Here is a 19,941-nt window from a genome sequence, read left to right on the forward strand (position 1 = left end):
ATGAAATTTACCGATCTATTTGTACGCCGCCCCGTGCTGGCGCTGGTGATCAGCACCCTGATTTTGATGCTGGGAGTGATCGCCATCAAGCAGCTGCCGATCCGCCAATACCCGATGCTCGAATCGTCCACCATCACGGTGACGACCACGTATCCGGGCGCCTCGGCGGAACTGATGCAGGGTTTTGTGACGCAGCCCATCGCGCAAGCCGTGTCGTCGGTGGAAGGCATCGATTACCTGACCTCGTCGTCCGTGCAGGGCAGCAGCACAGTCACCGTACGCATGGAACTGAACCGCGATTCCACGCAGGCCTTGACGGAAGTGATGGCCAAGGTCAACCAGGTGCGCTACAAGCTTCCCGAAGGCGCTTTTGACCCCGTCATCGAGCGCGCGGCCGGCGATTCCTCGGCCGTCGCCTATGTGGGCTTTGCCAGCGAGAGCGTGTCGGCACCCGCGCTGACGGACTACCTGGCCCGCGTGGTGCAGCCGATGTTCGCCACCATCGACGGCGTGGCAAAGGTCGACGTATATGGCGGCCAGCAGCTGGCCATGCGTTTGTGGATAGACCCGGCCAAGCTGGCGGCGCGCGGCATGACGGCGGCCGACGTGGCCGATGCCGTGCGGCGCAATAACTACCAGGCGGCGCCCGGCAAAGTGAAGGGGCAGTTCGTCGTCTCTAACATCAGCGTCAATACGGATCTGACCAGCGTGGCGGAGTTTCGCGACATGGTCATCAAGAAGGGCGGCGATGCAAAGGATAGCGCTGCCCTCGTGCGCTTGAAAGACGTGGGCACGGTGGAACTGGGCGCGGCCGCGACGGAGACGAGCGGCATCATGGACGGCGTGCCGGCCGTGTACTTGGGCCTGTCGCCCACGCCGGGCGGCAACCCGCTGGTGATCGTCGACGGCATCAAGAAGCTGCTGCCCGAGATCCAGAAAACCCTGCCACCCGGCGTGAAAGTCGAGCTGGCGTTCGAGACGGCGCGCTTCATCCAGTCCTCCATCGACGAAGTGGCGCATACCTTGCTCGAAGCGCTGCTGATCGTCGTCATCGTCATCTATCTGTGCATGGGTTCCTTGCGCTCGGTGCTGATTCCCGTGGTGACGATCCCGTTGTCGATGCTGGGCGCGGCGGCGCTGATGCTGGCCTTCGGTTTCAGCATCAATTTATTGACCTTGCTGGCGATGGTACTGGCTGTGGGCCTGGTGGTCGATGACGCCATCGTGGTGGTGGAAAACGTGCACCGGCATATCGAGGAAGGCAAGACGCCCGTGGAGGCCGCCCTGGTGGGCGCGCGCGAAGTGGCCGGCCCCGTGATCGCCATGACGATCACGCTGGCGGCCGTGTACGCACCGATCGGCATGATGGGAGGGCTGACGGGCGCGCTGTTCAAGGAATTCGCCCTGACCCTGGCCGGCGCCGTGGTGGTGTCGGGCGTGGTGGCGCTGACCCTGTCGCCCGTGATGAGCTCCTTGCTGCTGCAGCCGAAACAGGCGGAAGGGCGCATGGCGCGCGCCGCCGAGTATTTCTTCGAAGGCTTGACCACGCGCTATGCGCGCCTGCTGGACCGCTCCCTGCACCACCGCTGGCTGAGCGCCGGTTTCGCCGCCCTGGTGATGGTGAGTTTGCCGTTTTTGTACCTGCTGCCGCAGCGCGAACTGGCGCCGGCGGAAGACCAGGCCAGCGTCTTGACGGCGATCAAGGCGCCGCAACACGCCAACCTCGATTACGTCGAACGTTTTTCATACAAGCTCGATGACATCTACAAAAATATCCCCGAAACGGCGTCGCGCTGGATCATCAATGGCGGCGAAGGCCCGGCATCGAGCATCGGCGGCATCAACCTGACGCCGTGGGCCGAACGCGCGCGCAATGCGGCCGTCATCCAGGCCGAATTGCAGCATGCCGTGGGCGACGTGGAAGGCACCAGCATCTTCGCCTTCCAGTTGGCGCCCCTGCCCGGATCGAGCGGCGGCTTGCCCGTGCAGCTGGTCTTGCGCAGTGCGCAGGATTACGCCACCCTGTTCCGCACCATGGAAGACGTCAAGCAGCGCGCACGCGATAGCGGCCTGTTTGCCGTCGTCGACAGCGACCTCGATTACAACAACCCCGTGGTGAAGGTGCGCGTGGACCGCTCCAAGGCGAACAGCCTGGGTATCCAGATGCAGGACATCGGTGTATCGCTGGCCGTGCTGGTGGGCGAGAATTATTTGAACCGCTTCGGCATGGATGGCCGCGCGTATGACGTCATCGCGCAAAGCCCGCGCGAGCAGCGATTGACGGCGCAAGCCCTGACGCAGCAGTACGTGCGCGCCGACGATGGCAGCCTGCTGCCCCTGTCCGCCGTCGTCTCTGTGACGGAGCAGATCGAGCCGAACATGCTGACGCAATTCAACCAGCAAAATGCGGCCACCTTCCAGGGCGTGCCGGCGCCGGGCGTGACTCTGGGCGACGCCGTGGCCTTCCTCGATGGCGTGGCAAAAACGCTGCCGCCCGGCTTCAGCTACGACTGGCAATCCGATGCGCGCCAGTTCGCCACGGAAGGCAATGCCCTGCTGCTTGCCTTCCTCGCGGCCATCATCGTGATTTACCTGGTGCTGGCGGCGCAGTATGAAAGCCTGACAGACCCCTTGATCATCCTGATCACGGTGCCCCTGTCGATTTGCGGCGCCCTGATTCCCCTGGCGCTCGGTTACGCCACCGTCAATATCTACACGCAGATCGGCCTCGTGACCCTGATCGGCTTGATCAGCAAACACGGCATCTTGATGGTGGAATTTGCCAATGAATTGCAGGTGCATGAAGGGCTGGACCGCATCAGCGCCATCCGCAAGGCGGCGCAGATCCGTTTGCGCCCGATTTTGATGACGACGGCCGCCATGGTGGTGGGCCTGGTGCCGCTGCTGTTCGCTTCCGGCGCCGGCGCCAACAGCCGTTTCGGCCTGGGCGTGGTGATCGTCTCGGGCATGTTGATCGGCACCTTCTTTACCCTGTTCGTGCTGCCCACCGTGTATACCTTTTTGGCCCGCCGCCACACGGCCGACCATGCCACGCCGCGCGCGCGCGACCTGTCGCAGGCGCTGAAGGAATCCTTATGAAAAACTACCACTATCTTGTCGCCCTTTTCCCCGTGCTGGCCGGCTGCGCCATCAGCCCCGCCTACGTCACGCCGGGCACGCCCGAGGTCCACCTGGCCAGTCCCCAGCAAGCGCAATTTGCGCCCGCTACGGGCGCCGTCAGCGAGGCCGCCTGGTGGACGTTTTTCGATGATGCGCGCCTGTCGCAACTGATCGCCAGCGCCCTCGAACACAACCTCGATATCGCGCAGGCGCAGGCGAAGCTGCTGGCCGCGCGCGCCATCTTCGACGAGCGCCGGCTCGACGAACTGCCGGCCGTCACGGGCCAGGCCGGATGGCAGCGCACTGTCCAGCAGGATACCCCGGGCAGCGGCGCCGCCAGCACCAGCACGCGCGTGGGTTTCGATGCGCAATGGGAAATCGACCTGTTCGGCCGCCTGGCGCACATGAGCCGTTCGGCGCAGGCGCGGGCCGACGCGGCGCAGGCGGACTTGCGGCAAATGCAGCTGACGATAGCGGCCGAAGTGGCGCGCAATTACTACGAGGCGCTGGGCTACCAGCACAACCTGGCGCTGACGCAGGCGCAGGTGCAAAGCTGGCGCGATACGGTGGCATTGATCGATGCGCGCATCCGCGCCGGCAGCGGCTTGCCGGAAGAACGCCATAACGCGCTGGCCAACCTGGCGCGCAGTGAGGCAGCATTGCCGCCGTTGCAGGCGGGATTGCGCCAGGCGCAGTACCGGCTCGATGTGCTGGGCGGTCAGCAACCTGGCGCCATAGCGCTGGCCACGACACCGCGGCAACAGGCACCGCTGGCGGGCCAGCTACCGCTGGGCGACGTGAACCAGCTGATCCAGCACCGTCCCGACGTGGTGCGCGCCGAGCGCTTGCTGGCCGCCTCCAGCGAAGACGTGGGGGCCGCCACGGCCGACCTGTATCCGCGCCTCAGCCTGGGTGGCTTTTTGGGCTTCTTCGCGCTGCGCGGCAGCGGCGTGTTCGACGGCGGCGCGCGCGCCTTCGAGGTAGCGCCCACCGTCAGCTATCCGGCCTTCCGCCTGGGCAGCGTGCGGGCACGCTTGCGCGGCACGCAAGCCGAGGCACAGGGTGCGCTGGCGCGCTATGCGCAGGCCCTGTTAATCGCGCAGGAAGAGGTGGAAAACGCCGTCACGCAGTTGGCGGAAAACCAGATGCGATTGGCTTCCTTGCTGCAATCGGCGCGCCACGGCAACGCGGCGCTCGGCATCGCCACGACGCGCTATCAGGGCGGCGCCGGCAGCTACCAGGCGGTGCTGGAAAACCAGCGCGCGCTGTACGATATACGGCGCGCAGCGCTGCAGGCGGAAACGGCATCCTACATCGATGCGATCGCCCTGTACAAGGCGCTGGGATGGGGGCACACTATGTAGCATTTTCGATCAAGAGGAGAGGCGATGTTCACGCAAGGCAGCTGGCTCAATCCACCGGAAACATGGTCCGCCGACGGCGCGCAATTGCGCGTGATGACGGATGCGAATACGGATTTCTGGCGCAAGACCTCGTATGGTTTTGTCCGCGACAGCGGCCACTTTTTCGGCAATACAATCGATGGCGATTTCACGGCGCAGCTGCACGTGGCGGCGCAATACGCGTCGCTGTACGACCAGGCCGGCATGATGGTGCGTATCGACGAGCAAAACTGGCTCAAATGCGGCGTCGAATTTTCCGATGGCCAGCTGTTATTGAGCAGCGTATTGACCTTGGACAAATCCGATTGGGCCGTCAGCATGGCGCCCGCCATGCCCGAGGGTTTCTGGCTGCGCGTGACGGTAGAAAAAGGAGTGATCCGCGTGCAGTATTCGACCGATGGACAGCGCTGGCCGCTGCTGCGCCTGGCGCCGTTTCCCGAGGCCAGCAGCTACCGCGTGGGACCCATGTGCTGCACGCCGGAACGCGCCGGGCTGGAAGTGGTTTTTTCCCGGTTTTCCATCGCTCCGGCGCAGCAAAAAGACTTGCATGACCTGAGTTAAATCAAGCGACCCACGTCTCGTGTAAATTTCGCCACAGCAGCGTTCCAGCTGGTGTCGTGTCATACACGACGGTCGACAGCCGCTCGGGATTTTCGCCGCCTGGCAGCGACTGAAATTCACGGTAAGTCACGCTGGCGCCGGCGCTGCTTTCCTGGATCAAGACCAGATCCGTGATGCGCATGACGAGGCCGGGGCGGCTGCCACCGGCGCCCGGGAAAAACTTTGTTAAGCCAGCGCCATCGAGTTGCCTGCCGCCGGGTGACAGCATCGTGAAATCGGGCGAGAAACGCGCCAGCAATTCGGCGCAATGGTCCGGCGCCGCCGCCTCGCCAGCCTGCCCGGCAAGGACATCGCCAGCTTGCCCGACTTGCAGCGCGCGCGCTGGCTGGCGCACAGTCGCCTGGCCTCGCCGCTGCGCTGGGAGGTGCATACGCCCGCCGGCCCGGCCGCCTTCGCCGCGCAGGATGACGCCGCCATCCATTCCGACTCCGCCTCGGCCCTGCTGGGCTTTGCCCTAGGCGGCTGCGGCGTGGCCTTGCTGCCGCAATGGCTGGTAGAGGGGGAAGTGCGCGCGGGACGCCTGCGCCGTCTGCTGCCTGACGTCGTCTTCCCGCAGCAGGGCGTGTATACCGTGTATCCGAACATCCAGCATATTGCGGAAAAGGTGCGCGCCTTCATCGATTTTTTGCGCGCGTTCGTGGGCACGCCCGACTAAAGTTTCACTTCGTTAATATTTGAGAGAACAACGTTTTCCAAGCGGCAAACGAGCGCCCCTTTCGTTTATCACGGCCTACACTGACAGGACGTTGTTCATCGATTGGAGATCATCATGGCACATACATTGGCCGCAGTTTTCGCCCTGCGCGACATGGCCGAGCGCGCCCGGCACGAGCTGATCACGGCTGGCCTGCCCGACGCCAGCATCCGCCTGCACGATGCGGGCACTGACGATATTTCCGCCACGGAAAACATCCGCCGCGACGATAGCGACAGCCTGCTCGACAACATCAAGCATTTCTTTACGGACCTGTTCGGCGGCCATGCCGACCGCCACATCTATGCAGAAGCCGTGCGGCGCGGGCATGTCGTGCTGACACTGGAAGGGGCGAGCGACGCCGATATCGAGCGCGCCAACGACATCGTCGAGCGCTACGCGCCGCTCGACATCGATGCACATGCCGACCATTGGCGCGCAGGCGGCTGGCAAGGCATGCCGCAACACGACAGCACGTTGCGCCAGGGCGCCAGCATGCAGTCGGGCGCGCCATCGCAGCAAGGCACGCCCAGCGGCAACCGGAGCGAGGCGGCGCCAGCGTCGCAGCAATTTGCGGGCGGCATGGCATCGCCTCCGCCGTCCGGCGCGGGCGCCAACGTGCGCCGCTATCCGAGCGCCGACAACCTGCCCGGCACCAGCGACGACGACGAGCAGTACTACCGCCAGCACTGGAGCGGCCAGTATGCGTCCAGCGGCGCGCGCTTCGATGACTACGATCCCGCCTATCGCTATGGCCATTCGATGGCGGGCAGCGACAGCTACCGGGGGCAAAGCTGGGAGCAGGTCGAGCTGGAACTGCGCAGCACCTGGGAACACACGTATCCGCAGTCGGCGTGGGACGACTTCAAGGCGGCCATCCAGCATGGCTGGGAGCGCGTGACGTCCTGAGCGTCGCCGGGCGCTGCGAGCTTCCCCGATGCCTCAGCGCCCCTCGTGCGTCAGTTGCAGGAAGTGGTTCAGGATATGGAAGTGGTCTTCGAAGAATTGCTCCTCCATGGCCGGCAACGACGCCACGGGCACCCACTCTGCCAGCGCCGCATCGTCGGCCGCCTTCACCGCCGGCAGCTGGCGCGTCTTCAAGTCGAAATAATGCGCATGCGTGATTGTGCGCCCGCGCTGGCTGCGGTCCGGGTGGTCGAACACGGCCACGCCGACCAGCGCCTCGACGAGGATGGGCGCCAGCACGCCCAGCTGGGTCTCTTCCGCCAGCTCGCGCAGGGCGCCCTGCAGCAAACGTTCGCGCGGCTCCAGGAAGCCGCCGGGCAAGGCCCATAAACCCTTGCCCGGATAGCCGCCACGGCGCACGAGCAAGACGTGGCCGCCCGTCTGCACCAGCGCGTCGACGGTGGCGAATATGGGTGGATACGGCGCCGTGCGCCAGCGCGCCTTGTACGCTTCGATGGCGCGATATTCCTGCACCAGCGGCGCGTACCACGGCAACAAGGTCCATGCCTTCAGGTACTGGCCGATGGCCGCCGGCAGCAGCTGCGCCACGGCGCTCAGCGACACGTCCACGTCTTCCGCTTCGAACAACACGTTGCGAATCGCCGTCGCGCCTATGGGCGCGCCCGCATCGATCTCCAGATTGAGCAACTGCCACTGCGGGAAATGGTGCAGATAGTAACTGGTGGCGTCCTTGAAGCAAGCCACCAGGGTGACGCGCTGCGCCGCAGACACGGTGCCCGCCACGGCGCGCCGCACGGCATCGGCCCACAGAGCATCATCGTAGTAATCGCGCACGGCCACGTAATGCACGCGCGCGCGCTGCGCCTCGGGCAGCGTGGCGGCGATCATGGCGGCCCGCTCCTGCCACGTAAACGGGTTCTTCGGACTGCGCGCATGGAAGGCGGAACCGAGCACCACCACCACCTGGGCGGCGGTGGCCAGCGCCGTTTGCAGCAAGCCGGCATGACCGTTATGAAAAGGCTGGAAGCGGCCGATCAGGATGGCCGCGTCGGCGGAATAGGCTGTGGTCATGCGTCGTCTCCGGTGGGGTAATGGGCGGCGATCGGCAATTGGCGCCCGCTGCCAAAGGCGCGCGAACGCACGCGGATGATGGGCGCCGCCTGGCGCCGTTTGTATTCGTTGCGGGCGACCATGCCGAGAATGCGCCTCACCAGCGCCCGCCCCTCGTCCGTCTCGCGCAGCTGGTCGACCAGGATCAGCGCTTGCGCGCTTTCCTGCGCCGGCAAGCGACGTCCCTCGATATGCCACTTTAAAATTTCATCGAGCACGGGATATGGCGGCAGGCTGTCCGTGTCGCGCTGGCCCGGCGCCAGTTCCGCCGACGGGGGTTTCTCCAGCACGGCGACGGGTATCAGTGCGCGCCCGGCGCTGGCGTTGAGATGGCGCGACAGGGCAAACACCTCGGTTTTATACAGGTCGCCGATCAGCCCCAGTCCCCCATTCGTGTCGCCGTACAGGGTGCAGTAGCCGACCGAGATTTCACTCTTGTTGCCGGTGGTGAGCAACAGGGCGCCAAACGCATTCGAGTATTCCATCAATATCGTGCCGCGCACTCTGGCCTGCAGGTTTTCCAGCGGCAGCCCCTGCAGCTTGCCGTCGAAAGCCCCCGCGTAGCCGGCTTCGTACTGCGCCACGATGTCGCGTATCGGATGCGTGTGCAGCGCGATGCCAAGATTGGCGCACAGGGCGACGGAATCGGTGACGGAGCCGGCGCTGGAAAAGACGGACGGCATGGTGATGGCCACCACGTTGTCCGCGCCCAGCGCTTCGACGGCCAAGGCCAGGGTCAGCGCAGAATCGATGCGGCCCGAGCAGCCGACGACGACTTTCGTAAAGCCGCAGCGGCGCGCGTAGTCGCGCAAGCCCAGCACGATTTGGCGCCGCGCAAATTCCACGGCGGGAATGCCATCCGGATCGGGCACGGGGAAGGGCTGGCCATCGGGCTGCGCGAAACGGCCATCGGCAAAGCGCAGCAATGCAAAATCTTCGACGAAGCGGGCCGCCTCGAATTGCACGCCCAGGCTGGGCGAGATGGCGAACGAGGCACCGTCGAACACGAGTTGATCCTGGCCGCCCACCTGGTTGACGAACAGCAGGGGCAGGTGCACGCGCTTGCAGGCGGCGCCAAACACGGCGTGGCGCTGCGCGCGCTTGCCGATGTCGGACGGGCTGGCGTTGATGCTGACGACCAGGTCGGGCCGCGCCACGTGCAAGGCCTCGAAGGGGTTGACGGCGTAGGCGCGGCCATCGTCGTTCCAGCCATCCTCGCAAATCATGAAGCCCACCTTGCAGCCGGCGATGGACATGGTGCAGGCGCCGGGCGGGCCCGGCTCAAAATGGCGGCCCTCGTCGAAGATGCCGTACGTCGGCAGCAGCTGCTTGTAGTATTCGGCCACGATATGCCCGTCACGCATCGCCAGCAGGGCGTTATACAGGGGCTTGCCGACGCCGGAGTTGGGCCGCGCGGTGCCGATGACGGTGACGAGTTGCGGCCAGCGCGTGGACGCTTCCAGCAGCTTATCCAGCGCCTGCTGCATGGCGCGCAGGAAGGCGGCATCCTCGAACAGGTCGCCCGGGTAATACGCGCACAGCGACAGTTCGGGGCACACCAGCAAGTCGGCGCCACTGCTGCTGGCGCGCTGCATGCGCGCGACGATGGCGGCAACATTGGCGTCGAAGTCGCCCACGGTGGGATTCAGCTGGGCGAGGGCGATGGTCAGCATGGTGATCCTTTATTGCTTACGCTTGAAACCTCTATCCTGCCTGAAAACGTTTCTGATGGTACTGATGCAATCGTGCAAGCCTGCCGATCGCGTGCTACAAGGTCTTCAGCCAGGCCCGCAAGCGCGTGCGCGCATTCGCATACGGCGACGCCGTATTGAACTGGATCATGCGTCCCATCGTGTAATGCGTGTACCAGGGCTGGCCATACAGCTGCGCATCGTCGTGCGCCTCGATCAGCGCCAGCAACTGGTCTTTCGCCTGCTGCAGGCGTTGCAGCAAGTCTTCCATGCTGAGTTCAGCATAGTCCGCATAGAAGCGCTGCGCCAGTGGCCCCAGAGCGTTCCACGTGAAACCTTCTGCGGGAAAGGCGATGTCCTCGATGCGTTTACCGTCGCGCAGCTGCGCGTGCCAGTGCAAGACCAGCTCGTTCCAGCCCACCAGGTAGGCGAGCAAATCACACACGCTCATGCGCGTGCCCTTCACTTGCCCCTCCAGCACGGGTGCGCGCGCCAAGGCCGGTGGCACGCGCGCCAGCTCCTGCGCCAGCTTGGCGTACGTGGTACTAATCGCCTCGACCAGTTCTTGCTTGCTGTTCGGAATCGCCATCACACCGCCTTGACGACAGGCAAGCCGGCCGCCTGCCAGTCGTCGTAGCCGCTGCCGAGACGGCGCGCATGCAAGCCGTGCTGGCGCAAAGCCGCCACCGCCTGCACGGACAATACACAATACGGGCCACGGCAATACGCGGCGATGTCCTGGTGTGGCGGCAATTCCGCGAAGCGGCGCTGCAAGTCATCAAAAGGAATATTGATCGCACCGGGCAAGTGGCCGGCAGCGAATTCCCGCGCGGGCCGCACGTCGAGCACGGTGATGCTGGCTTCGCGCATGCGTTCCAGCAGCTCCTCGCCCGTGAGCGCTTCCACGTGGTCGCCCCGGCTCAGCGCCTGCAATTCGCTGCGCTGATGCTGCGCATACACATCCAGCGCGGCCAGCAACTGCATGACAGGGCCGCTGCCCAGCCGGTACAGCATGCGCTTGCCGTCGCGCCGCGCCTGCACGAAGCCGGCGCGCCGCAGCTGCTGCAAATGCTGCGAGGTATTCGCCACGGACAGGCCCGTCAACGCCACCAGTTGCTCCACCGCATATTCGCCGTGCGCGATCTGCTCGAGCAGGCGCAGGCGCGGTGCACTGCCTAAAATATGGGCAAACCCGGAGGAACCGGTGAGCAATTCGATATCAGCATTTTTCATTGACACGATGCTAGCACCCTTATAACATTCAATCAATCAATTGAATGTTATAGGGGTGCTAGCGATGCAACTATTCTGGCTTGATGCCATGGCGATCGGCGTAGGCGCGACGGCGGTGATGGATGTGTGGGCGGTGGCGTTAAAGCGCTTCTGGTGCATCCCCTCGCTGAACTTTGCAATGGTGGGACGCTGGCTCGGCCATCTGCCGCGCGGCACGGTGACGCATGCCAACATCGCCCAGGCGGCGCCCGTGCGCGATGAAGCCATCCTGGGCTGGACCGCCCATTACGTGATCGGCGTGCTGTTTGCGGCCATATTGCTGGCGCTGGTGGGACAGGGGTGGTTGCAACAGCCGACGTTCGCGCCGGCGCTGCTGGCGGGCCTCGTGAGCGTGGCCGCGCCGTTTTGCATCTTGCAGCCGGGCATGGGTGCCGGCCTGGCCGCCAGCAAGACGCCGCATCCGACGCCCGCCCGCCTGCGCAGCCTGATGGCCCACACGGCGTTCGGCATCGGCCTGTACCTGGCAGCCCTGCTGTGGTCGACGGTGCGTTAAGACGTCAGCGGCGGTACCGGTGCAGGCGCCGGGGCCGCTGCCACCGCTGAAATGGGCGGTGCCTCGGGCTGTGCCGGTACGCTGCTCAGTACCATGGTGCTGGGCTTGGAAATCGGCATGTTCGCCGCGTGCAGGCGCTTGAGCAAGTCGAACAGCAGATTGCTGCGCACGCCATACGCCAGGCGCGGTGAACCCACATAGCCGGTGGCGTTGAACATCAGGTAGCCATTGTCGATGCCATCGAGCTGCACGCTGGGCGCCGGCGTGTCCAGCACGTCGTGATTCTCGACAAAGGCGGCCAGGATCAGCGCGCGCGCCTCGTCCGCATCGGTGGACAGGGGCAGCGGCAGTTTCAGCTGCACCAGTCCCAGGGGATTGGCGTGCGTGACGTTGCGCACCGTCTTGGTGATGAATTCCGAGTTCGGCACGATCACCGTGGAACGGTCACCCAGCTGAATTTCCGTGGCGCGCACATTGATGCGGCGGATATCGCCTTCGACGCCGCCCAGCGAGACCCAGTCGCCCACTTTCACGGGGCGCTCGGCCAGCAGGATCAGGCCGGACACGAAGTTCTGCACCACCGCCTGCAAACCAAAACCGATACCCACCGACAAGGCCGACGCCACCCACGCGATGCGTTCCAGGCCGATGCCGGCCGCCGACAGCGCCAGCGCCACAGCCGTCACGCCGCCGATATAACCGAACAGGGTGAGGAAGGACATCTGCATGCCAGCGTCCAGGTTCGTCGTCGGCAAATAGCTGTTTTGCAGCCAGCGCTTGAACAGGCCCAGCGCCACAAAGCCCAGCACCAGCACCAGCAGCGCCTGGATCACGGTGGCAGGGCGGATCGCCACCTCGCCGATGGCCAAGCCATCCTGCAGCTTGCCGACGCGCTGGAACAGCTCACCCGGACCTTCGCCGAACGGCGCCAGCAGCAGCATCAACGCCAGCAGCACGACGATGGCGCGGCCAATGCCCGACAGCAGCACGGCCGCCTGGTCGCGCGCCTTGGGCGTGGCCAGCACGGGGTTGACGGCGTCCGGCGGCGGCGGGGTGGAGGCCAGCAGCATGCAGATATCGTCCAGCAATACCGTCAACAGATAAGTGCTGCACACCACCACCATGACCCAGGCGATTTGCTTGGTGACAAAACTGCCAAAGGCCACATAACCGATCAACAGACTGACCAGGCTCGATGCCAGCGTCAGCCACAGCAGCAGCACCACGCCGCGCAACCACAGCGGGGTGACAGGCGAAGCGGGGTCGGCAGCGCGCACCTGGCGCCAGCAACGCTCGGCGCGCATCAAGCCAAAGGCCACCGTCATGCTCAGCACCAACGCCACGATGCAGTTGATGGCCACGGCCGTCGACAGGCCCGCATTGATGACGATGGAGACGCGTTCGGCCGTCCACACCAGCACCACGACCAGCGCAAACACGGTGGGGTATTGGCGCATGCGGTGCGCCAGCGCATCGGATAGCGGCAGCAGGCGCCACGAGGCGCGGTTCGGCGACAGCAGCGCATAGCCCAGGCCGGCCGTGAAACCGGCGAAGCAGATGATGCCGATCAAACTGCTCAAGAATACATCCGTCTTGTCGGAAACATTGCCATCCCAGCGCAAGCCCAGCGCCAGCAATTCGGCCACCAGGCCCGGCGTGGCCAGTGCCAGCAGCAACACGGCCAGCGCATGCAGCGAACGGCGCAGGCGGCCATGCGGCACGCGCGTGGAAGTGAGCAACAGCAAATAACGCGAAACCCACACGCTGGCTGCCAGCAACAGCACGATGGCGGCCAGGATGCCGCCCCAGACGGACTGGGGCGTCTCGCGCGCCGCGTCGACCAGTTCCTGGCCCAGCGTGTGCAGGCGCTGCATATTTTGCGGCAACTCCGCATGCAACTGTTTCCAGAAGGAACTGGCAAGGATGGAGGCCGTGCGCTCACCCAGGCGCGCCTGCAACTGCGCGCGGCGCACCGTCGACACTTGCTCGGACGCCTGCGTGGCTTCAACCGACAATAGGCGCGCCAGTTTTACCTGCGCATCGAGCGCGCTGCTGGTGCGGTCCAGCTGTCCGCGTTGCACCGCCACATCGGGGGCATCCTTGGTGCCTGCCGCCGGCTTGCCCAGTTCGGCCAGGCGCGCCTGCACGCTGGCCAGCATCGGCTCCAGCGTCGCCGCCACCTTGTCCGCGTCGGCAGTGGCCGCCAGCGCATCGGCCTTCATCTGCGACAGGGTCGCGTCAGGCACATCGGCGTCGCCGTCAAGCGTCTTCTGGATGGCCGTAATCTGCTTGCGCAAGCCATCGAGGCGCTGGTCGGCCGTGACGGCGTCGTCGTCGGGCTGCGCCCAGGCAGGGACGGCCGACAGTGAGCAGGCCAGCAGCAGGATCAATAGCAGCGGCAATAGCCAGCCACGCCAGTGCGGGCGCATGGAAAAAAAATGGGGGGTACGGAAAGAAATCATGCGGTCCTATCGGCCAGGTCAATACGGGTGAAAGCGAGACAGCATCGCGCCAGCAGGCGCAGCGGCTGCAGCGGCCGGCACCGGGGCGATGGGTATTGCGGGGTTGCTGAACTGTACGGCAAACAGTGACAGCCTAGCGCACTCCAGCGATAGATGGCGGAAATTTTCGTGCGGCAAGAAGTTGGGGATTGTAGATGAAGTGATAACAAACATATCCGCGCAACCACGCCGTCCTGTTCGACCTGGACGAGCATTGCTGCCTCTCGCCCGCGTTCGATGTCGTGCCGGATACGCATGGGGGAGCGGTTGAGGGTAATGCTGAGGGTATTGGCAAGACAGAGGCATACAGCGGTTTTTAAGCCCCGTCTACTCATTGCCGCTCCCGGCGCGCAATATCGTGCTGGCGTAAAACAATCGATGACGCCCGTGCCAAGGCATACGTCGTGACGTCATCCTGTAGCCAGGAACCGTTCCGCCAAGTACGGCAAGGCAAAACGCACCGGCTCGGTATTTCACCCGCCGGCTAGGAGAGTTCTCTGCGGATGATGTCTGCGCCTGCACTGAGCGCATGTAGTTTGCCTCTTGCTACCCGACGAGATAGGGGCGCCATGCCACAGTTGGTGCTCGGGTAGAGCTTGTCGGCATCGACAAAGCGCAGCGCTTCGCGCAGGGTGTTGGCGACTTCCTCCGGCGTTTCAATGGTATTGCTTGCCACGTCGATGGCCCCGACCATCACTTTTTTGCCGCGAATGAGTTCAATCAGGTCGATGGGAACACGCGCGTTATGGCATTCCAGCGAGATGATGTCGATATTCGATTGCTGCAGCTTGGGGAAAGATTCTTCATATTGGCGCCACTCGGAACCCAGCGTATTTTTCCAATCCGTATTGGCTTTGATGCCGTAACCATAGCAAATATGCACGGCAGTTTCGCATTTGAGCCCTTCAATCGCCCTTTCCAAGGTAGCAATTCCCCAATCATTCACCTCATCAAAGAAAACATTGAATGCGGGTTCGTCAAACTGGATGATGTCGACGCCGGCAGCATCCAATTCCCTGGCTTCCTGATTGAGGATCTTGGCAAATTCCCAAGCCAGTTTTTCGCGGCTTTTATAATGGCTGTCATACAGCGTATCGATCATCGTCATCGGACCCGGCAGCGCCCATTTGATCGGCTGCGTGGTTTGCTGACGTAAGAACCTGGCGTCTTCCACAAAAACCGGCTTAGTGCGGCTCACGGCGCCCACGACTGTCGGCACGCTCGCATCGTAGCGGTCACGAATCCTGACGGTCTCGCGTTTGTCAAAATCGACTCCGCTCAGATGCTCAATGAAGGTGGTGACAAAATGCTGGCGGGTCTGCTCGCCGTCACTGACAATATCGATGCCTGCCTGCTGCTGTTCCTGCAGCGACAAACGTAAAGCATCTTGCTTGCCCTCGATTAATTCCTCGTCCTGTAATTTCCAGGGCGACCAGAGTTTTTCAGGCTGCGCAAGCCAGGAAGGTTTGGGCAAGCTGCCGGCGGTGGAAGTAGGCAATAATTTTTTCATGATGGTGATTTCGTGTATTGTGATTAATCAGAGAGCGTGGTCGCAGTCCATTGTTCAAGAACATTTTTATATGGCTTGATGAAGTGCTCTTCCGTATATTTGCCCTGCTTGACAGCCAGCTGGCTGCGCTCTTCCCGGTCATAGACAATTTGCGTCAATGAATAATCCTGATTCTTCAGGCTGGGCTGATAACATTTCCCGGCCGCAGAATTGGCATTGTAAATTTCGGGCCGGTAAATCTTCTGGAATGTTTCCATCGTGCTGATGGTGGCGATCAGTTCAAGATTGGTGTAGTCGCCAAGCAGGTCGCCGATGAAATAAAACGCCAGCGGTGCGGCACTATCCGGCGGCATGAAGTAGCGAACCTGCAGCCCCATTTTTTCAAAATATTGATCGGTCGAGGAAAACTCGTTTTGTTGATACTCGACACCCAATACGGGATGCTGATTTCCGGTCCGGTGATAGACCTTGCTGCTCGATGCACTGATGCAGATGACCGGCGGCTTGTCGAAGTGCTCCTGGTAAGTGTCTGAGCTGACAAAGTGCTTGAACAGCTTGCCATGGAAATCGCCGAAATCATCCGGGGCGCTGAAGGTGGATTGATTATTGTTATGCTCTGCCAGCACTACGCTGAAGTCGTAATCGCGCACGTAAGAGGAGAAGTTATTGCCTGCAATCCCATCGATGCGTTCCCCGGTTTTTTTGTCGATGATGGTCGGTTTCAGTATCTCGATCAATGGAATATTGCTGCCTTTGACATCAATATTCAACTCCACGGAAATGATTTCGAGCTCTACGGAGTAGCGATCGCCGTTCGGGTTGTCCCAATGCGCCAGGTTGTTGAAACGGTTGTCTATCATCCTCAGGGTATTGCGCAGGTTTTCCTGGCGGCTGTTTCCCCGGGCCAAATTGGCAAAGTTGGTCGTCAGGCGCGTATTGTCGGCCGGATGATAGTGTTCATCGAAAACAATACTCTTGATGCTGAATATAAAATCTTTACTCATGGTGATCTGGTGTCCTGATTTCTGCGAAAGGTGAAGGTGTTCTTTATCGTGACCGTGCTGATGCGTGTCAGGCGGCGACCACCTCTTCAGCGGCGGCAGATTGCGCATGGCGCGTCAATGCGATCAAGGGCAATGCCCGTTGGACCGCCAAAGTAGCCCGCTGGATCAGGGCCTCGTCCTGCAGGCGGTAATCGACAAAATCCTGGTCGGTCGCGTAGACGCCCAGCGGCAATGTGCGTGCCTGGAAAAAGCTGAACAGCGGCCGCAACTGGTGGTCGATCATCAGGGCATGGCGCTCGCTGCCGCCGGTGGCAGCCAGCAAGACTGGCTTGTCGATCAAGGCGTCTTGGTCAATGAAATCGAAGAAGTGCTTGAACAGTCCCGTGTACGCGCCGCGGTAGACCGGTGTTACCACCACCAGGATATCGGCTTGCTCGACTGCCGCAAGTTCCCGCTCCACCGCATCGGGCAGGTGGGAGCGCCAAGTCGCGCCGGCGAGCTGCGGGGCGAGCTGACCCAGTTCGACCAGGCGTTGTTCGCACAGCACTTCGTCGGCGATCAGGTCCATCAGGTGCTCTGCCAGGGCTGCCGCCTTGGAAGGGCGTTGCAGCCCGCCGGAAACCGCGACTAGACGCAGGGGACGTGTCATGTTTGCTTTCATAGGGAGTGATGCGCGAGGGCGAAGAATGCCGACAGCAAGAGCATCGATGATAGCGGGGGAAATCGATGAAGTATAATGGTCTTATTTCATACATCCATGAACTTGGCTCATTCAAATGCTTGAACGCATCCACCTCAGCATCGTCCAGCAGGTCGAGAAACAAGGGTCGTTGACGGCCGCAGCTGGCGTGCTGCACCTGACCCAGTCGGCCCTGAGCCACAGCATGAAGAAGCTGGAGCAGCAACTGGGCACCGACGTCTGGCTGCGCGAAGGGCGCAACCTGCGCCTGACGCAGGCCGGCCAATACTTGCTGGCGGTGGCGAACCGGGTGCTGCCGCAACTGGATCTGGCCGAAGAACGCCTGGGCCAGTTCGCGCAGGGCGAGCGCGGTGCGCTGCGCATCGGCATGGAATGCCACCCTTGCTACCAGTGGCTGCTCAAAGTGGTGTCGCCCTATCTGGCCGCCTGGCCCGACGTGGATGTGGACGTCAAGCAGAAGTTCCAGTTCGGCGGGATCGGCGCGCTCTTCGGCTACGAGATCGACCTGCTGGTCACGCCCGACCCGCTGTACAAGCCGGGGCTGACATTCGAACCCGTGTTCGACTACGAGCAGGTGCTGGTCGTGGCCAAGGGCCATGCCCTGGCTACCGCAGCGTATGTGCAGCCCCAGCAACTGACTCAGGAAGTGCTCATCAGCTACCCCGTGGACATCGAGCGCCTGGATATTTACAATCAATTCCTTTTGCCGGCCGGTGTCACGCCCAAGCGCCACAAAGCCATCGAAACCACCGATATCATGCTGCAGATGGTGGCCAGCGGCCGTGGCGTGGCCGCCCTGCCGCGCTGGCTGGTCGAGGAATACGCGGCCAAGATGGACGTACTGCCTGTGCGGCTGGGCATGCACGGCATTGCCAAGCAAATCTTCCTGGGGGCACGCGAGGCGGACACCGCCATCGACTACGCGCGGGCCTTCATCGAACTGGCGCGCCAACCTGCCAGCGTCACTGCGCAAGGCAGTGATGCTAAAACCCCCGATGCATCCCGATAAGCCCGGGCCCGCCGGCAACATCACGCACGGCGATACTCCGGCGCCAGCCTACTTCGCGCTTTCCATGGATTCCACAGTGTCGAAAATATGCGCCAGTGCGCTTTCCATGGCACCGGCAGTCGCGTCCCCGCTCTGGTTGGTGATGATGAAGACCCCCAGCTGATATTGAGGAACGACGTAAGCGTAGCTTTGCGCACGTGGCACGCCGCCATGGTGTACATAATGCGTGCCCAACTGGCGACTGTTACCGATGTTCCAAAAATAGCCTATGCTGAAGTCATCCCGAAAGCGCGCCAAAGGCTTGTGCGATTCGACGACCGCAGGATCGGCGCTCAATTGCAGGCGCAGGTATTTCGCCATATCCGGCATGGTCGACTTCAGGTTGCCCGCTGCCCCCCAAGGCAGTTGTGGCATCGGTGTTGTGATGACGGGATTGTCGCTGTGGTAGCCGGGCGCTAGCCGGCCGCTATCCATGGCAGTGATTCTCAGCCTGGTATCTTGCATGCCGGCTGCGCGCGCGAGGAATTGCGTGAGCAGGACTTCATAGGGCATTCCATAGATTTTTTCGAGAGTGTGCGCAATGAGTTCGCTACCGGCGCTTGAATATGCGTAGTCCTTGCCAAGCGGGCCTTTGATGCTGACTGTATGCAAGTCCTGCCAGAATTGCTGTTGTCCGTAGTTGGCGTAGGCTGCATTGAGCTTTGCCGGCGTGGCGTGTGCGGTGAAATCCTTCAATATGGTGTTCACCTGCATGGGCAGCATGCCCGGCATATTGCTGGTGTGCGTGATCAAATGGCGCAAGCGCACTGGCTGCCCCTGCGACTGCAGGTTCGGGTAGGCCGCCGGCAGGTACTTTTGTATGGGATCGTCGAGCGCCGCCGTCCCATCAAGCACGGCGTTCGCCAGTAGCAGGCCAGCAAAAGTTTTGCTGACTGAGCCGATTTCATACAGCGTTGTATCGTTCGGCGGATTGGCTTTGCCGGTCTCCAGCTCACCTTGATGCAGAATAAATTCCTTGCCGCGATAAACGACAGCAATCGAGGTCGCGTGTAAGAGTTTTGACTGCAGCAGGGTGGTCGCGGTCTGGCGCATGGCCGCAGGAATGTCATGCGCAGGTGCTGTGGCTGCGGGCTTGCAAGCTGCCAGCGCTAGCGTCATTCCAGTTATGATTGCGGCGAGTTTGCTCATCATGCGCACCATCCAGGGGGGAGGGGCATTCTCGCACAATGGGTTCAGCAGTGACAAAAAAAAGTCACTCGTATGGTTTTTCCAGAGAGTGAACGACGGTGCTGGATGAATGAAAACGCCACCCGGAGGTGGCGTTTGCTATTTATTATTGATGGCCCTGATTCGAGACAATAAAGTCCGTCGGAAGGGAAATCCTAAGCTTATGATTTTGTACGCTTTTTTTCCGGGCATGTAACCTTGTAAAGTCCGTCGGAGATTCCGAAAAACCGGTTTAGCTAAACTCAATGCGGCGAAAGTCCGTCGGGCTGCTACGAAAAGAAGTTTCTGACACCAGTCTGGAGGCTCCCGACGCGGAGCCGAACCACGGCAAAAACGTTGCGATTCTAAGCCAGCGTGGGGGTGTACTGAATTCTGTGTAAACGGTTTTTCGTTTAACAGGGTGTTGAAAAAGGACCCCAGTCCTTCGGATTTTGTCGCCAGACATGCGAATTTTTCGGGCTGGAAGCCGCATTTTTCCTAAAAAGCAGTTTTCAGCCACTTTTCAGGCCGTTTTTTGACATTTTTTAGCGCTTTCCGTACTCTATGGACGGAGTTATCCAACCACCGCCGATAAACGCCAGCCAAAGATCGTCGCCATGCGCGTCAGGTTGTAAGCGGCGAAAGTGAACGTGGTTTGT

The 19,941-nt window shown here is 62.3% G+C and carries 17 protein-coding genes; 7 read left to right on the plus strand and 10 right to left on the minus strand.

The window, feature by feature from the left end:
• From CSZ94_RS16045 to CSZ94_RS16055, 3 genes are read left to right on the plus strand one after another with little or no spacing between them, the layout of a single operon-like run.
• A complete protein-coding gene (locus CSZ94_RS16045; RefSeq protein WP_102122416.1) occupies nucleotides 1-3,099 on the plus strand; it encodes a MexW/MexI family multidrug efflux RND transporter permease subunit in 3,099 nt (1,032 codons plus the stop codon).
• Nucleotides 3,096-4,484 (plus strand): efflux transporter outer membrane subunit, encoded by a 1,389-nt coding sequence (locus CSZ94_RS16050; RefSeq protein WP_102122417.1) that lies wholly within the window; start codon nucleotides 3,096-3,098, stop codon nucleotides 4,482-4,484. Before CSZ94_RS16045 ends, CSZ94_RS16050 begins: the two co-directional genes overlap by 4 nt.
• Nucleotides 4,485-4,508: 24 nt before the next feature.
• Nucleotides 4,509-5,084, plus strand: a complete 576-nt coding sequence (locus tag CSZ94_RS16055) for a DUF1349 domain-containing protein (RefSeq protein WP_102122418.1) — start codon at nucleotides 4,509-4,511, stop codon at nucleotides 5,082-5,084.
• Between the two features lies 1 nt (nucleotide 5,085).
• Here CSZ94_RS16055 and CSZ94_RS16060 read toward each other — a convergent pair whose 3' ends face one another.
• Nucleotides 5,086-5,352, minus strand: a complete 267-nt coding sequence (locus tag CSZ94_RS16060; protein ID WP_180977501.1) for a hypothetical protein — start codon at nucleotides 5,350-5,352, stop codon at nucleotides 5,086-5,088.
• A gap of 39 nt (nucleotides 5,353-5,391) precedes the next feature.
• Here CSZ94_RS16060 and CSZ94_RS16065 point away from each other — a divergent pair, with 39 nt between their 5' ends.
• Together CSZ94_RS16065 and CSZ94_RS16070 are read left to right on the plus strand one after the other, a co-directional pair.
• On the plus strand, nucleotides 5,392-5,799 hold the full coding sequence (locus tag CSZ94_RS16065; RefSeq protein ID WP_374703584.1) for a LysR substrate-binding domain-containing protein: 408 nt from the start codon (nucleotides 5,392-5,394) through the stop codon (nucleotides 5,797-5,799).
• Nucleotides 5,800-5,913: 114 nt separating this feature from the next.
• Nucleotides 5,914-6,747, plus strand: a complete 834-nt coding sequence (locus CSZ94_RS16070) for a hypothetical protein (protein ID WP_146009813.1) — start codon at nucleotides 5,914-5,916, stop codon at nucleotides 6,745-6,747.
• A gap of 33 nt (nucleotides 6,748-6,780) precedes the next feature.
• On the opposite strand, the gene CSZ94_RS16075 is transcribed toward CSZ94_RS16070, so the two are convergent.
• The 4 genes from CSZ94_RS16075 to CSZ94_RS16090 form a co-directional block, all read right to left on the minus strand.
• Entirely contained in the window at nucleotides 6,781-7,836 is a 1,056-nt protein-coding gene (locus tag CSZ94_RS16075; RefSeq protein WP_102122421.1) for a bifunctional nicotinamide-nucleotide adenylyltransferase/Nudix hydroxylase, read from the minus strand.
• Entirely contained in the window at nucleotides 7,833-9,548 is a 1,716-nt protein-coding gene (locus CSZ94_RS16080; protein ID WP_102122422.1) for an NAD+ synthase, read from the minus strand. Before CSZ94_RS16080 ends, CSZ94_RS16075 begins: the two co-directional genes overlap by 4 nt.
• Before the next feature lie 94 nt (nucleotides 9,549-9,642).
• The gene (locus tag CSZ94_RS16085; RefSeq protein WP_102122423.1) at nucleotides 9,643-10,155 is read right to left on the minus strand and encodes a ClbS/DfsB family four-helix bundle protein; all 513 of its coding nucleotides are present in this window, start codon (nucleotides 10,153-10,155) and stop codon (nucleotides 9,643-9,645) included.
• Nucleotides 10,155-10,799 (minus strand): ArsR/SmtB family transcription factor, encoded by a 645-nt coding sequence (locus tag CSZ94_RS16090; RefSeq protein ID WP_102122424.1) that lies wholly within the window; start codon nucleotides 10,797-10,799, stop codon nucleotides 10,155-10,157. The genes CSZ94_RS16085 and CSZ94_RS16090 overlap by 1 nt, the downstream gene beginning before the upstream one ends.
• Nucleotides 10,800-10,863: 64 nt before the next feature.
• Between CSZ94_RS16090 and CSZ94_RS16095 the strand changes: the two genes are divergently transcribed.
• Nucleotides 10,864-11,352 carry a DUF2938 domain-containing protein gene (locus CSZ94_RS16095; RefSeq protein WP_102122425.1) on the plus strand — a complete coding sequence of 163 codons (489 nt, stop codon included), beginning with the start codon at nucleotides 10,864-10,866 and terminating at the stop codon, nucleotides 11,350-11,352.
• Here the strand turns inward: CSZ94_RS16095 and CSZ94_RS16100 are convergent.
• The 4 genes from CSZ94_RS16100 to msuE all read right to left on the minus strand — a co-directional run bounded on the left by CSZ94_RS16100 (nucleotide 11,349) and on the right by msuE (nucleotide 17,016).
• On the minus strand, nucleotides 11,349-13,781 hold the full coding sequence (locus CSZ94_RS16100; protein WP_102122426.1) for a DUF3772 domain-containing protein: 2,433 nt from the start codon (nucleotides 13,779-13,781) through the stop codon (nucleotides 11,349-11,351). The two genes, CSZ94_RS16095 and CSZ94_RS16100, sit on opposite strands and share 4 nt — an antisense overlap.
• 556 nt (nucleotides 13,782-14,337) lie before the next feature.
• Nucleotides 14,338-15,363: a methionine synthase gene (locus CSZ94_RS16105; RefSeq protein ID WP_102122427.1), complete on the minus strand. Its 1,026-nt coding sequence runs from the start codon at nucleotides 15,361-15,363 to the stop codon at nucleotides 14,338-14,340.
• Nucleotides 15,364-15,386: 23 nt separating this feature from the next.
• Entirely contained in the window at nucleotides 15,387-16,367 is a 981-nt protein-coding gene (locus CSZ94_RS16110; RefSeq protein WP_102122428.1) for a DUF1852 domain-containing protein, read from the minus strand.
• Nucleotides 16,368-16,434: 67 nt separating this feature from the next.
• On the minus strand, nucleotides 16,435-17,016 hold the full coding sequence (gene msuE / locus CSZ94_RS16115; RefSeq protein WP_102122429.1) for an FMN reductase: 582 nt from the start codon (nucleotides 17,014-17,016) through the stop codon (nucleotides 16,435-16,437).
• 127 nt (nucleotides 17,017-17,143) lie between these two features.
• On the opposite strand from msuE, the gene CSZ94_RS16120 reads away from it, so the two are divergent.
• Nucleotides 17,144-18,076, plus strand: a complete 933-nt coding sequence (locus CSZ94_RS16120; protein WP_102122430.1) for a LysR family transcriptional regulator — start codon at nucleotides 17,144-17,146, stop codon at nucleotides 18,074-18,076.
• A gap of 48 nt (nucleotides 18,077-18,124) precedes the next feature.
• On the opposite strand, the gene CSZ94_RS16125 is transcribed toward CSZ94_RS16120, so the two are convergent.
• Nucleotides 18,125-19,267 (minus strand): serine hydrolase domain-containing protein, encoded by a 1,143-nt coding sequence (locus tag CSZ94_RS16125; protein ID WP_219726013.1) that lies wholly within the window; start codon nucleotides 19,265-19,267, stop codon nucleotides 18,125-18,127.
• Nucleotides 19,268-19,941: the final 674 nt, after the last annotated feature.

It is taken from the genome of Janthinobacterium sp. ROICE36 (genome assembly GCF_002869965.1).
In the GTDB taxonomy this organism is placed as follows: domain Bacteria; phylum Pseudomonadota; class Gammaproteobacteria; order Burkholderiales; family Burkholderiaceae_D; genus Janthinobacterium.

Excerpts from the sequence above, each read along its gene's own strand:
- CSZ94_RS16075 (WP_102122421.1), bottom strand. The coding sequence starts at position 7,836 with ATGACCACAGCCTATTCCGCCGACGCGGCCATCCTGATCGGCCGCTTC.
- CSZ94_RS16095 (WP_102122425.1), top strand. The coding sequence starts at position 10,864 with ATGCAACTATTCTGGCTTGATGCCATGGCGATCGGCGTAGGCGCGACG.
- CSZ94_RS16060 (WP_180977501.1), bottom strand. The coding sequence starts at position 5,352 with ATGCTGTCACCCGGCGGCAGGCAACTCGATGGCGCTGGCTTAACAAAG.
- CSZ94_RS16090 (WP_102122424.1), bottom strand. The coding sequence starts at position 10,799 with ATGAAAAATGCTGATATCGAATTGCTCACCGGTTCCTCCGGGTTTGCC.
- CSZ94_RS16080 (WP_102122422.1), bottom strand. The coding sequence starts at position 9,548 with ATGCTGACCATCGCCCTCGCCCAGCTGAATCCCACCGTGGGCGACTTC.
- CSZ94_RS16055 (WP_102122418.1), top strand. The coding sequence starts at position 4,509 with ATGTTCACGCAAGGCAGCTGGCTCAATCCACCGGAAACATGGTCCGCC.
- msuE (WP_102122429.1), bottom strand. The coding sequence starts at position 17,016 with ATGACACGTCCCCTGCGTCTAGTCGCGGTTTCCGGCGGGCTGCAACGC.
- CSZ94_RS16100 (WP_102122426.1), bottom strand. The coding sequence starts at position 13,781 with ATGCGCCCGCACTGGCGTGGCTGGCTATTGCCGCTGCTATTGATCCTG.
- CSZ94_RS16125 (WP_219726013.1), bottom strand. The coding sequence starts at position 19,267 with ATGATGAGCAAACTCGCCGCAATCATAACTGGAATGACGCTAGCGCTG.
- CSZ94_RS16110 (WP_102122428.1), bottom strand. The coding sequence starts at position 16,367 with ATGAGTAAAGATTTTATATTCAGCATCAAGAGTATTGTTTTCGATGAA.
- CSZ94_RS16065 (WP_374703584.1), top strand. The coding sequence starts at position 5,392 with ATGGTCCGGCGCCGCCGCCTCGCCAGCCTGCCCGGCAAGGACATCGCC.
- CSZ94_RS16070 (WP_146009813.1), top strand. The coding sequence starts at position 5,914 with ATGGCACATACATTGGCCGCAGTTTTCGCCCTGCGCGACATGGCCGAG.
- CSZ94_RS16085 (WP_102122423.1), bottom strand. The coding sequence starts at position 10,155 with ATGGCGATTCCGAACAGCAAGCAAGAACTGGTCGAGGCGATTAGTACC.
- CSZ94_RS16105 (WP_102122427.1), bottom strand. The coding sequence starts at position 15,363 with ATGAAAAAATTATTGCCTACTTCCACCGCCGGCAGCTTGCCCAAACCT.
- CSZ94_RS16120 (WP_102122430.1), top strand. The coding sequence starts at position 17,144 with ATGCTTGAACGCATCCACCTCAGCATCGTCCAGCAGGTCGAGAAACAA.
- CSZ94_RS16045 (WP_102122416.1), top strand. The coding sequence starts at position 1 with ATGAAATTTACCGATCTATTTGTACGCCGCCCCGTGCTGGCGCTGGTG.
- CSZ94_RS16050 (WP_102122417.1), top strand. The coding sequence starts at position 3,096 with ATGAAAAACTACCACTATCTTGTCGCCCTTTTCCCCGTGCTGGCCGGC.